The 12460-nt window shown below is 52.7% G+C and carries 11 protein-coding genes; 3 read left to right on the forward strand and 8 right to left on the reverse strand.

Annotated elements, in window-relative coordinates; translation table 11 throughout:
• Window positions 1–593 precede the first annotated feature (593 nt).
• Together HNQ08_RS22885 and HNQ08_RS22890 are read right to left on the reverse strand one after the other, a co-directional pair.
• Window positions 594–1007 (reverse strand): hypothetical protein, encoded by a 414-nt coding sequence (locus HNQ08_RS22885; protein WP_184137255.1) that lies wholly within the window; start codon window positions 1005–1007, stop codon window positions 594–596.
• Window positions 1004–1603 (reverse strand): ParA family protein, encoded by a 600-nt coding sequence (locus tag HNQ08_RS22890; protein ID WP_184137257.1) that lies wholly within the window; start codon window positions 1601–1603, stop codon window positions 1004–1006. Before HNQ08_RS22890 ends, HNQ08_RS22885 begins: the two co-directional genes overlap by 4 nt.
• A gap of 168 nt (window positions 1604–1771) precedes the next feature.
• On the opposite strand from HNQ08_RS22890, the gene HNQ08_RS22895 reads away from it, so the two are divergent.
• Window positions 1772–3910, forward strand: a complete 2139-nt coding sequence (locus tag HNQ08_RS22895) for a DNA methyltransferase (protein WP_184137259.1) — start codon at window positions 1772–1774, stop codon at window positions 3908–3910.
• Window positions 3903–6416, forward strand: coding sequence for a DEAD/DEAH box helicase family protein (locus HNQ08_RS22900; RefSeq protein ID WP_184137261.1), 2514 nt, complete (start codon window positions 3903–3905; stop codon window positions 6414–6416). Before HNQ08_RS22895 ends, HNQ08_RS22900 begins: the two co-directional genes overlap by 8 nt.
• A 141-nt stretch (window positions 6417–6557) precedes the next feature.
• On the opposite strand, the gene HNQ08_RS22905 is transcribed toward HNQ08_RS22900, so the two are convergent.
• Window positions 6558–7511: a tyrosine-type recombinase/integrase gene (locus HNQ08_RS22905; protein WP_229790188.1), complete on the reverse strand. Its 954-nt coding sequence runs from the start codon at window positions 7509–7511 to the stop codon at window positions 6558–6560.
• 110 nt (window positions 7512–7621) lie between these two features.
• Here HNQ08_RS22905 and HNQ08_RS22910 point away from each other — a divergent pair, with 110 nt between their 5' ends.
• Window positions 7622–8146 carry a helix-turn-helix domain-containing protein gene (locus HNQ08_RS22910; protein WP_184137263.1) on the forward strand — a complete coding sequence of 175 codons (525 nt, stop codon included), beginning with the start codon at window positions 7622–7624 and terminating at the stop codon, window positions 8144–8146.
• 307 nt (window positions 8147–8453) lie between these two features.
• Here the strand turns inward: HNQ08_RS22910 and HNQ08_RS22915 are convergent, their stop codons facing one another.
• The 5 genes from HNQ08_RS22915 to HNQ08_RS22935 form a co-directional block, all read right to left on the reverse strand.
• Window positions 8454–9503: a hypothetical protein gene (locus HNQ08_RS22915; RefSeq protein WP_184137265.1), complete on the reverse strand. Its 1050-nt coding sequence runs from the start codon at window positions 9501–9503 to the stop codon at window positions 8454–8456.
• Window positions 9463–9621 (reverse strand): hypothetical protein, encoded by a 159-nt coding sequence (locus HNQ08_RS22920; RefSeq protein ID WP_184137267.1) that lies wholly within the window; start codon window positions 9619–9621, stop codon window positions 9463–9465. The genes HNQ08_RS22915 and HNQ08_RS22920 overlap by 41 nt, the downstream gene beginning before the upstream one ends.
• A gap of 51 nt (window positions 9622–9672) precedes the next feature.
• Window positions 9673–10068 (reverse strand): hypothetical protein, encoded by a 396-nt coding sequence (locus HNQ08_RS22925; protein WP_184137269.1) that lies wholly within the window; start codon window positions 10066–10068, stop codon window positions 9673–9675.
• 26 nt (window positions 10069–10094) lie between these two features.
• On the reverse strand, window positions 10095–11399 hold the full coding sequence (locus HNQ08_RS22930; RefSeq protein ID WP_184137271.1) for a hypothetical protein: 1305 nt from the start codon (window positions 11397–11399) through the stop codon (window positions 10095–10097).
• Between the two features lie 65 nt (window positions 11400–11464).
• The gene (locus HNQ08_RS22935) at window positions 11465–12418 is read right to left on the reverse strand and encodes a hypothetical protein (protein ID WP_184137273.1); all 954 of its coding nucleotides are present in this window, start codon (window positions 12416–12418) and stop codon (window positions 11465–11467) included.
• Window positions 12419–12460: the final 42 nt, after the last annotated feature.

Genomic DNA, 12460 nt, shown 5'->3' on the forward strand with positions numbered 1-12460 from the left:
TGCTGAAGGCGAAGCTTGTGGTCGCCTGGCAGCGGGTCCGGTACATTGACCTGCCTCGCCAACTGATGGATTCCAACTTATGCCGGTATCAATAAAGGACTGGGAACGTGCCGCAATAGACCACGTGCCTGCGCGCCATTGCTCCAGCCTTCTGCCCAATTTCAGAGGCCCACGGCCGCCGCCTACACCGCTTGGAAGCGAACCTCTACACCTGGCCGACAGTGACTCTCTACCACGCCTTGCCGAGGCCAGAGCAGACAGCGGCCTTCCTGTCTGTCCAGGAGTCTGCCCGCAGACTCCTGGACCCTAAGCGGTCGCAAGTTCTGGTGGCCATCGCCGCGCCTGCTGGAGGCGCGGCACGGTGTCGGGCAAGCCCTGGAGCGGGCCGCCCCACACCACGAGACCTCCGCCCGCGCCCGCGCTGCCTGGGAGAGCATCTGGACGGTCAGACCAGCTCAGAGCGGCCCTGCGGCCTGAGCATCGCCCAGCGCCCTTCTGGGCGGGAAGTGGCCGCCCCACCGCGCTGACAGGTAGGAACACCAAAACTCCAGCCCGTGCTGGTGCATTCACAGTGTGCTAAGACCTGGCTTCCTTCAGAGAGACAGGCGCTCCTCCTCCTGCGCGGCCTTCAGGTATTCGATCAGTGCCGCCTCGACGACATCGCCTAAGGTCATCCCTTGAAGACCGGCCAGGCCCGCCGCCGCTCGCTTTAGCTCGGGTCTGATCCGTACATTTAGCTGCTCGCGGGGAACATCGGTGCGTTTGGGTCCACCGTCGTCTCCACGTCGGCCCTTGCGCTGGGGGGGCAGGGCGTAGGCGGCCGGGTTCTTGAGGGCCTGCCGGGAGTTAATCTCAGGTGGATTGGGGCGCTGGGAGGTTGTTTCCATTTGTTTCGGCGTGTCTCGTCTCTGTGCTAGCACTCCCGTCTTCGCTAACTCTTCCGGCTTCTGCGGCTCGCCTGAAGTGGCGTAGCTGAATCGGCCCTTGGATGGTTTGGAAGAGGTCACGATGCCACCTCGCGGGCCACGCCCTGAATGTCGGCCCAGGCTTCCCCCGCGCGCGGGTCCCGCACGTCGCGCACCAGTCCGCCCGCCTCGGCGGCCCGCTCGTGGGCGGTGTACCGGCGCACCACCGTCTCCAGACAGGTCACACCTGCCCTCCTGAGTGCGTCACGGGCCTCCTGACCCACCCGGCCCACAGGCGGGGCTTTAGTGATCACCACCCGCACCGCTTCCAGCTCGCCCCCTGCCCGCAGTTGTCGCCACAGGTTAAGGGTGGACTGGATCTCCAGCCGAGAGACGCCACAGGGGATCAGCACCAACTCGAAGGTCCGGGCCAGCTCGCGCAGATCGTCCAGCGAGGGCCGCCCCTCGCTGTCCACGATCAGGAAGGCCAGCAGTTTCAGGCCCTGGGCGGCAGCCTCTGGTGACAGCACGTCGAAGGGCAGGGGAGCCAGCTCAGCCCACTGGAGGCAGGAACGCACGCGGGTGTCCTCGTCCACCAGGGCGACGGAACCGCGCTCGGACAGCGCACCCGCTAGATTGAAGGCCAGCGTGGATTTGCCGACGCCGCCCTTCTCAGAGGTAATGGCGATTCGTTGCATAGGGGTAGCCTACTAAAAAACTGCCGGAAGTGACGGTTAGACGGAAGTGCTAGCAATCCGAAATTTTTTCGATAAGCTAAATACGCAATGACCGACTAGTCCGGCTAATACATGACGTGTTATCTTAAAAATAGGCAATAATATCAATAGCTTTAAAGGGGATCTCTAGTGTCAAAGCTTTCAGATTTAGATAGAAGAACGCTGATCAAATTACTGAATGATGGTAACGACGTTCCAACTGAATATAAAGATATATTATTTCGGCCAGAACGACGAGAATATGAATTGACGTATGCCAACAAAATAAGAGAAGAAGAAATAATTATTGATACTTTAGCCATTCCAATGCAGGCAATTCGCCATTATGGGGAAGTCGACGAAGACTGGAGAAACAAATTAATCTTCGGAGATAACTTACAGTCTCTTAAGACGCTAGTCAAAATGAAAGAGCGTGGCGAGATTAGTAGCGCCGATGGCACATCGGGGGTAAAGCTCATTTACATTGATCCCCCCTTCGCTACTAGACAAGATTTTAAAGCTTCCAAAGAGGAGAAAGCTTATCAAGACAAAATTGCAGGCGCTAAATTTATTGAATTTATTCGAAAAAGGTTAATCCTACTGAGAAATCTATTAGCAGAAGATGGCAGCATTTTTATCCATTTAGACCAGCGTAAGATCCATTACATCAAAGTTATAGCAGATGAAGTGTTTGGTGAACATAATTTTCGAAATGAGATCATCTTACCGGGGCGTGCAGCGAAAAACCTACAGCAACAATTTGATTCGATAGCCAAACTCAACGTAAGACACGATACGCTTTTATGGTATTCAAAAAGTGGCAAGACACGATTCTCCAAATCGTGGGTTAGAAAACATAGCGAGAGCAATCCAAACGGTCACTGGCATTCATTCTGGAGCACAGCTGACAGGCCGACAATGCGTTACCCTCTCCTCGGCGTAACTCCTGAGACTGGACAATGGACGTGGAAAGAGGATAGGGCATTAAAAGCTTTCGAAAATCATCAAAGATTTCTCCAAGAAGCTGGAGATAGGACGCTTGTAGAATACTGGCGCGATACTGGTAAATCACTCCAATTCTTAAGGGCTGGAGACGAAGACGGTAAACCACAATACTGGCGTGCGCCGAGCGATATTCAACTTACTGACACTGTATGGTCAGGAGTACCAATATATAGTAGCTCTACAAAATATCCAACCGAGAAAAATGAAGCCCTGTTGAGTCAAATTATTGAACTTGCTTCCTCTGAAGGTGATCTGGTTTTAGATGCGTTTGCCGGATCAGGAACTACACTATCAACAGCTCAAAAACTGTCACGTCGATGGATTGGTATTGATGTTGGCAAGCTCTCAATCTACACAATCCAGAAACGCCTGTTGAACTTGATTAATAGCAGCGAAATTCTCAAATCTAATACTGGATTCACACTTTACAATGCTGGTCTGTATGATTTTTCGAAGTTGAAGACGTTATCTGAAGGAGATTGGAGATTTTTCGCTTTGGCTCTTTTTCAATGTGATGATCTCGTACATTTTGTCAATGGGATCAAATTCGATGGCAAACGATCAGGAGACGACGTATTAATTTTTGATCATTTGCTAGGAAATGGCGCTGTCTTAGATCTTGGTTTTATTGATAATCTGCATCAAGCGCTTGATGGGAAAGCCACTGATGAAATATATATCATCGCTCCAGCAGCAAGTGTAGTTTTTTTAAATGACTATATTGATAAAGATCAAGTGCGGTATTGGATACTACGAATCCCCTATTCTATAATCAACGAGTTACATCTAACACAATTTCAAGCACCCAAACAGCCAATAAATTCAGAGGAAATTAATATTGTCGTGGAAAGTGTAGGATTCGACTTTATGAATCAGCCGCGAGTAAAATGTACTTTTACTCGCGCTGGTGATCAGGCTTACATCATAATTGATGATTTCGTCAGTCGCGCATTAAGTGTTGATAATACAGCTCAATCTTCAGATATTGATAAACTATCAATGATATTAATAGATTTTGATTATACAAATGAATTTGAAGCGGATTCTACTATATCCGCATTTAGTATGGATGAGGTTTTTTATGCAAATGAAATAAAAACTTCACCACCATCTATTAGTTTCTCTTATAGAGACCTCGGTGAACACTGCATGATTATATATATCGATATTTTCGGCAATGAGTATACTGAGATTAAAAGTAGATCAGATTTTATAGAAAACTGGGATAACATACCCGCAAAGTTGTCTAAAAATACGATTAGAAAAGGGGATACCAATGATTGATCATCGAAAATATGAAATTCAGGATTTAGTACTAAATGTAAGCAAAAATATAGATCCTTCAAAATATGATTATACTTTATATGAAAAATTTATTGAAGAACTTTGTTCAGACAGAGAATATCAGAAGGAAGCAATCAGAATCGCTATGCGCTATATTGCGGGTGATCAATACGCCAGCGTACAGGACTTAGCTGAAGAAAACTATGTCAGTAATCAAATACTAGAGAGAAAATATGGTAAGTCTGCAGCCTTCATCTCTGAGTTCCAATTACCAAATCAAGTCTCCGCATCAATTGACTTACCTACGGCTGCAGGAAAAAGTTATGTGATGTATGCTATTGCACGAATAGCACTCGCGCACGGTCTAGTTGACAGGGTACTGATACTATGTCCTTCCCTAACAATTGAAAAGCACCTTTTAGAAAAATTTAGATTGCTGTCGGGCAATGCTTCTTTAAGTTCTCTGCTTCCGACAAATTCTCAGATATTGAATCCACATATTATTAGCGCAACTGAATCAATAACTGAAGGAACTATTTGCATAGAAAACTTTCATGCAGTTCTAAGGGGTGTTGGGTCTTCTATCAGAGATAGTTTAAAAGATAAAGGACCAAGGACTCTTGTTTTAAATGATGAAGTTCATCATGTTTATAATTCCTCAGAGAAAGATATGGGAAAATGGAAAGAGTTCTTAGTAGATGAAGAGTTCAATTTTAAGTATATTCTCGGCTTTTCTGGTACTTGCTACATCGGCAATGATTATTTTTCAGACGTAATATTTCGACTACCACTGCAGGATCTAATTGAACAGGGATTTGCTAAGGGTGTTGACTATGTGGCGGAAGATGTTTCCGAATCACAATACGAAAAATTTCAAAAAATATATTCTAATCATCAGCTCAATAGGGAAAAATACAGCAATTTAAAGCCACTATCTATATTTGTGACAAAGGATATCACGAGTTGTGAAAGATTAGCTGAAGATTTTGTAAAATTCCTAGCTGAGCATGAGGGCAAATCTAGAGAAGATGTGTCTGATAAAATACTTGTTGTAACATCATCACCGAAGCATGCTTCTAATGTTGTTCTTTTAGATAGTGTCGATTCACGGACGAATCCAATTGAATGGATATTCTCTGTAAGTATGCTCACCGAAGGCTGGGATGTTAAAAATGTTTTTCAGATTGTACCTCATGAAGAACGGGCTTTTAATAGCAAATTGCTTATTTCTCAAGTGCTCGGGCGCGGTCTTAGAGTACCTAATGAGTATAAAGGTGAGCGTCCGATCGTAAAAGTCTTCAACCATGACTCCTGGTCTGGGAGGATTGAGCATCTTGTAAGCTCAATTCTAGAATCAGAGGTAAAACTTTTTTCTTTTACTCTGGATAAACAACCAGATTACAATTTTACTATACATCAATTTATCTACGAGAAAACTACAATATTAGGAGAAATAGAAGAAGCTACTGAATTCGATTTTAATAAAGAGTTTGTTTTATTGGAGTCTCAATCTGAATATCTAGATCGAGAGACTTATTATGGTAGAATTGGAGATAAAGAAGATGTTAGAAGATCTACTTTAACAAAAATACGTTATCGCATGTATTCTGTTGAAGAAGTAGCAAATCATATTTTAAAAAAATTACAAAGTATTGATCTTGAAATACATACAGATTATTCATCAAAATATAACAAGGATTGGCTAGAGAAAATGATTCGAGCCTCACTCAGGAATGCAGGCGAGGATAGTGACTTTGTGAGTGAGGCTAACCGCCAGCATTTGCAAGCAGCTTTCGGATCGATAAGTAGCGGGTCAAACGCCACTTTGAGATATACAAACACAGAAAAGGAATTGCGTGTAATTAAAACGGAGAGTCGCCCAAGAGATAGTATTAGTTTATCCCTTTTGAGGAGAGGCATATCTACGATATTTATTGATCATGATTCAGTGAAAAACAGCGATCCAGTAACACAAGCAGTCATTAAAGAAATGGAATCAGATGACTCTTTGCCCAGATCAGCATATTATAAAATCGAAAATAGGTATCTCTTTAAAACACCATTGAATCTTGCTATAGCAAGTAGTAGGCCGGAAAAAGATTTTCTGAGCAAATTGACCCAGCAAGCTTCAGCAACCTCAATTACTAGTTGGATAAAATCTACGGATAATAATTTTTACTCGATAGAATATTCTCTCCGACAAGGTAAATCTATTATAAATAGAAGTTTCAATCCAGATTTTTTTATTAAAATTGGGAACATTATTTTCGTAATTGAGATAAAATCAGACGAAGACTCGAAAGATCCTTCTCAAGAAAACAAAGCAAAATTTCATGCAGCGAAGAAACACTTCTCACTGATAAACTCAAAACAGCAAGAAATAGTATATCACTTTCACTTTCTAACTCCTACTGATTATGACAAATTCTTCAAATTTATAATAGATAAAAACTACAATTATATATCAAAAATGGATGTTGCACTAGAATCTTCTGAAAATGACTAAATTTTGAGGCTGTCTGAGTCATTTTAAATAAATCTTTTTCACACTATAGAATCTAGGCTTAATACTAAAGTTTTTCTAATCCAATCATTATTAATCCTAATAAAATGAAGAGCTTTTTGCCTCTTGACCTATAAACAGGCATTACCACCTGTCCAGCGTCTCGCGCAGGCTATCATCGGCCCACTTGGCATAGATCCGGGCGGTCTCGATCGAGGCGTGGCCCAGGTGGCGGGCGGTGGCGTCCAAAGTGTGGCCCTCGCGGACCAACCGGGTTCCGGCGTAGTGGCGTAGCGAGTGGAAGCCCCTGTTGCTAACCCCGACCCGTTTACACAGCCAGTGCAGCCGCTCACGGGCCGCGTCCGCACCGCCGCCGATCACCGGTCCTTCCTCACCTGCCAGCGCTTCTAGGGCAGCCACCAGCGAGCTGGACAGGTTGACCCGTCGGGTCTTGCCGCCCTTGCCATTCCTGACGGTCAGGGCGCGGGCACCCAGGTCCACATCAGCCCAGGCCAGCAGCAGGGCTTCCCCGATCCGCAGTCCGGTGTGCCCGCATAGCAGCAGCAGCGCCCGCATGCGGGCGTCAGCGTGGTCCAGCAGACTCTGGATCTCCTCCTCGGTGTAGGGCTGGCGCTTGTCCCAAGCGGCGGTGAAGTCACGAGCGGCCCTCGCATCCGCGAAGGCGTCCGCTGTGGTCGCCCCGGACCAGCGCAGCGCCTTGTAGAGCGTCCGCGCCCCGGCCAGCATCACGCGTACGGTGGACGCGCTCTTGTTATCCGCCTCCAGGTGCCGCAGGTACAGCAACCCGACATTCGCGCTGGGGTTCAGCAGGTTGACGGCGTGCTCGGTGGCGTAGGCCATGAAGGTACGGGCGGCTTGGCCGTAGACCCGCAGGGTGTGCCGGCTGACGAGTGCGCCGGTTACGCCGTGGGTGGTCAGGTAAGCCTCAGTCAAGGCCCAGAGGGTGGCGGTGTCCTTGTCGCGGGCGGCTTGGACGGCGCGGCGGCGCAGCTCCTCGGGATGCAGGCTGGCGAGGTGGGAAGCGCGGGCGACGAGGTCGCCCCGATAAAGCTCTACCGCCATTTCGAAGGGGGTCATTTACCCCATGATAACAAGGCTTAACAGGCGGCTCGCTGTCCTGAGCACAATCAAGAAAGAAGAAGTAAATCAAGACTAGTACAGCGTTCTTCAATTTGTCATAGTCGAGTATGAGCCGTCCCCTACGCTACAAAGTGGAATTGAGTGAGGAGCAGGAGCAGACGCTGAAGACCCTGGTCACGACAGAGAGTGGCAAGGCGCGGGTCATGACCCGCGCCTGCATTCTACTGATGACCCATCAGCAGATGGCCGACTCGGACATTAAAGAAGCCCTTGGAATCAGCGTCCAGACGGTGAAGTCCACCCGAAAGCGCTTTGTCCTGGGTGGCCTGTATGCAGCACTGTTCGATGCGCCGCATACAGGCCGACCCGCGAAGTTTGATGGCAAGGACCGGGCGGCCATCACCGCGCTCGCGTGCAGTGAAGCCCCCGAAGGTCATGCCAGGTGGAGCATTCGTCTGCTAGCAGAAAAAGCGGTGGAATTGAATGTCGTCGACGGCATTGCGCCGTCGACGGTGTTCTACATGCTCAAAAAACGCGGTCCAGCTGCACCACAAAAGGCAACGGTGCATCGCGCAACTGACAGCGAACTTCCTGTACGAGATGGAGCGCGTGCTGGATGTCTATTTAATTGAACGCTGTACTAGCGTCGTCATTTTCAGATCAACTCATAAGCACATACTGGGGAAATGACTGGCCATCAGGACACTCAAGGCTCAGTGAGCCGGGGGGGCTCCCCGCTCACTGCCCATGAGTGCCGGCTCCTCACTGATCGCTTTCTGGATCACGTCGGCGCTGACCCGGTGTGGAATGACAGCCTCAACTATCTCGCCCAGCGCCTGTTCGCGCTGGCGGTTCAGGCCGAGCGCCTTCCAGGCTGGGCCGAGTCTCCTTCTTCGTAATAGGAGTATGGGGCATTCGGCGCGCAGGTAGCGCTGGAAGTCACACCGCCTGAAGTCGGGTCGCGAGCAACGCTGCTGGGCGCCTGAGGCTCTTCCACTCGCGCCGGTCCACCTCTAGGCGCTGCAATTCCGCTGCCAGCGCCTGCAAGCCATCCCGTCCTTCGATCTCTGCTTGCCAAGCCTGCCAGATTACTTTGCAGTAGTACAACCGGCTGTGGTGGTCCTTTAGGTCTCGTGCCAGGGCCGCCCCCATCATGCCGACCAGCGCCGTCCGCCTGGACTTGTGCGCCTCAAGCAGCAGCGGCAGCGCATAAACCACGTCCTGAACGCTTTGCAAGAGCCGTTCGGCCTCGTCAGCGCCGATTAGTGCGGGGTCAGCTTTTAACGGGTTTTGGGTGGTCACGTTACCGGGGATAACGGCCCAACGTCGGAGCTGCTCGAACATTTCCGCCTGCATCTGCCCTGTGGGATCTGGTGACCCCTCAATAAAATTTTCATCGTCTACAACGCACTCTGTAATTCTGGCTTCCTCGAAGCGCCGCTCTGCATTCCTGATCGCGTTATGGGCAGTGCGGCCTGCGGCTCGGTCCGCGTCCAAGTCCCGGTACTGGCGTTTGTAGTCGCGGTATCTCAACCGGGCTTCATGGCTGGGGACTAGGCGCACGGCGTACAGCATCCCGTCAATGGCAGTCACCCGCTGGCCGTCTAGGGTGGCGGTGGTGTAGTGCGCGCGGGCGAACAGGTAACCGGCCGCCTGGAGCTGGGCCGTCCACTCGCGCAGAGTGTTGTCACAGATGCCCAGCGACCTGGCCAGCAGCTCGGCACACAGGTGCATGACGACTTGCTTCGGAGGCTGGCCGTCCTTGCCGTACAGGTACAACCGGGCGGCCAGGAAGATCCGGCTCAGCTCGTCCAGCCGCACGGCCAGCGCCCCGGCACCGGCAGGAATGCTGAAGTCCAGACTGCCCCCCTTCCGGACAGGGCTCCACGTCCAGCCAGTCTGCGGCGTCGTCCTGATGCTCGGGCTCCAGCTCGGCACACCACGCGGCTCAGGCAGCAGCTCTGGCCTCCTCGTGACAACCCAGGTCATCCGCCAGGACGCTACGCTCGTCGAGGCTGGGCCGATCATCATTCTCGCCCTGATCGGCGGGGTGCATCCAGGCCAGCTGATCGGCAATCTCAGCGGAGGTGAGGGCGGCAAGGCGCATGCTGGGCATTGTACTGCGGCACAGCTGCCCGCCCCACTGCCAGGCACCCGGTTAATACAGCTTCGCGACTGTCCAATACTGCTCCATCAAACCTTGAATTCGCCCCACTTCAGTAGTAGTTTTGAGGACATTGAAGCCATTTCCCGTCGGAATGATCACGGCCTTCCCCCGGACGATTACCATTCCCCCAGTGAATCGGCTGGGCAGAGTGAACACCCTGGCCCCCACGTTCTTCAGGGGACGCATGTTCGGGGCGCTGGCCGGGTTGGTCAGCACCCGGACGGTAATGGCTTTGGACTGGGCCAGGGTCAGGATGCCGCGCTGAAAGGCCACTGTCCCAAACCTGTCCCCATACAAATCCACCTGGCCTTTCATCAGGCCTAGCACTGCGTTCAGATCGGTGGTGGTCTCAAATTTGGGCTGCTGGGCCGCGGCGGTGGTCGCCAAGACGAAGAGGAGAATGGCCCCCCTCTTCATCGGGTGACCACCCGGTAATCGGCGGCAGGCTGGCCCTTCACGCGCGGCACCTCATAGCCCTCGGCCACGCTCACCCACGCGAACCGGGTCTGCGGACCTGCATAGGGCAGCCCGGCACTGTAGTTCGGGATCAACATGGGAGCGGGAGTGGGTACTGGGAACGGAGACGGGAGGAAGACGTTGTTACCCACGGCCAGGTAAATCATCTGCCGCAGCGGTTTAGCGCTGGCCTCCTCGGGCAGCAGGTGCGGCCTGACCTCATTCCACGCCTCGAAGAGGGTGGTGTACCCGAAGCGCTCGTACATGGCTGGATTGTTGAGGGGAAAGCGCCGCTTGAACTCCTCCAGTTTCCAGACGCCGGGCGGATTTGGAATCCCCAGCACGTCCTTGTTGATGGGCAGCGTATGGACCCGCAACGCCGCAGACGGCCCGCCCAGCCCCTGCAAGTAGTAGGCGTAGGCCGTGGCCCTGAACACCCCGCCCAGCGCCTGGCCCGCCTCCTGGGCTTTGCTCTGGAGGAAGGCCAGATCGGGTTGCAACTTCATGACCGGCGCAACGATGGCGTCGTTCAAACCGGACCACGGCAGCGGCAAAAACTTGCCGTTGGGGGCCAGCGCCTGGACGACATCCCGCAGGTAATCCGCCGTGTACTCCGTCTGGGCTTCCCCGGTGGCCTTTTGGATTCGTGCGTCCGCAAGGTCAAAGCGGAAGCCCAGGGGGGCCGGGGCCAGCGGGTTCAGGCTCGGTTTGTCCCCCTCGATGCAAAAGAGCTTGCTGCTGCCGATCCAGACGCAGGTGCCGGGGAGATACATCAGGGACGGGTCCGGGTCCAGCTTCCCGCAATAATCGCTGTTGGGAACAGTGGGCAGCAGGCGGTAACGGTCCATCTTCAGGCGGTCATCCGGTTGCTGCGACGGGATTTTCCCCGCGAGCTGGGTGGGAACCATGCCATTGTCCGTGTTCAACACGATGGCAGGGGCCTGCGCTTTGTGGTTGCCACTGGACCAGTCCAGGGCGCAGTGGGTCAGGTTCATCAGGGGATTGTTCAATCGGACCAGCGCCCGCCAGTAGTAGCGGTCCTCCAGCCGTTGCCACGCCGTTCTCAACGCCTGACCCACCCGCACGGTTTCGCTGTCCAGGCTGTAAGGCGCGGTGAACTCATACGTTCCGCACCCGCTGCTCTCTTTGCCCCTGGCCTGGCACTGTTTGAACTTCTGAAAGGCGTCCACGTTGAGAAAGCGGGCGTGCGGGATTGGCGTGAGCGACGTCTGGTTGTAGATATTGTTGCGGTGGCGGTACACCGGGGCATCGCCGGCCCCTGCGGGGGCTGAGGTGCAGAGCGCAGCGAAAAGGAGAAGCCAGGGCCTCACCGCTTGACCATGACGCCGACATAGCGGTTCGCCAGCACCTTCTGGGTTCGTGGCTCCACCGGCGAGAAGGTAAAGAGCAGGATGTTGGTTTTGGCGTTCATCATTCGCCGGTCAATCGAGATCCGGCCACGGAGGCCAGCGGCCGTCACGACAGCAGGCCGGTTCGGTTCCAGTTGGACCGCGCCCGAATCGAATCCTCCCCCCGCACGGACCAAGGTCTTGGGCAACAGAATGAATTGAAGGTTCTCCACCTGCTCCACCAATCGCACGGTATAGGTGTAGAAGTCGGTGGTGGGGGTGCTGGCGGCCTGGTCCTTGATCAGGTCGATCCGCAGGGGACTCCCCGTGGCTGAACTCAACACAGGGGCCGCCAGAGGCGCAGGTGGGCGAGCGATTGGGCGGCCGGCCGGAATAGGCACGGGCAGCACGTTGGGGACCGCCTGGGCCTTGCTGACGGCTGGAGGCGTGGACGTCTTGACTGGAGCGGTTGGGGGCCTGGGCAGAGGAGCGGGGGCCGGTTTGCCGGGGGCAACGGCAGTTTGATCGTCCCGAACGGTATAGGACAGCACCCCGCCCGTTTTGTTGCTCAGTTCCACCGTGAGCTTGAGGATGGTGGGCTGTCCCCGGTCCACCAGACGAATATTCAGGGTGGCAAAGCCACCCGCTTTAAGAACGTCGAGGTAGATGACCCGCCCGTCTGACTCGTCCACAGTGGGGATCAGGACGCCTTGCTTGACGGCATTGACCCCCACGTTCTGCACCTCGGCAGGCAACGTCAGACTCACCTGGAACTCAGTGCTGGCAACGATCCGCCCCAACTTGTCCCCGGTCAGATCGGCAACCCTGAAGGTGCGGCTCACGCCGGAATTCACTGTTCCCTGTTGCTGTGCGAAGACTGTGCCGAACAACAATAACCCTGCCGAGACTCCCCAGATCTGTGTTCGCCGCATATACTGATATTAACATAAATATCTATAAGAGTAGAAACTACC

This window comes from Deinococcus humi (genome assembly GCF_014201875.1).
In the GTDB taxonomy this organism is placed as follows: domain Bacteria; phylum Deinococcota; class Deinococci; order Deinococcales; family Deinococcaceae; genus Deinococcus; species Deinococcus humi.

Coding starts and splice junctions, on each gene's coding strand:
- HNQ08_RS22890 (WP_184137257.1), bottom strand. CDS start 1,603: ATGCAACGAATCGCCATTACCTCTGAGAAGGGCGGCGTCGGCAAATCC.
- HNQ08_RS22900 (WP_184137261.1), top strand. CDS start 3,903: ATGATTGATCATCGAAAATATGAAATTCAGGATTTAGTACTAAATGTA.
- HNQ08_RS22905 (WP_229790188.1), bottom strand. CDS start 7,511: ATGACCCCCTTCGAAATGGCGGTAGAGCTTTATCGGGGCGACCTCGTC.
- HNQ08_RS22910 (WP_184137263.1), top strand. CDS start 7,622: ATGAGCCGTCCCCTACGCTACAAAGTGGAATTGAGTGAGGAGCAGGAG.
- HNQ08_RS22915 (WP_184137265.1), bottom strand. CDS start 9,503: ATGACCTGGGTTGTCACGAGGAGGCCAGAGCTGCTGCCTGAGCCGCGT.
- HNQ08_RS22920 (WP_184137267.1), bottom strand. CDS start 9,621: ATGCGCCTTGCCGCCCTCACCTCCGCTGAGATTGCCGATCAGCTGGCC.
- HNQ08_RS22935 (WP_184137273.1), bottom strand. CDS start 12,418: ATGCGGCGAACACAGATCTGGGGAGTCTCGGCAGGGTTATTGTTGTTC.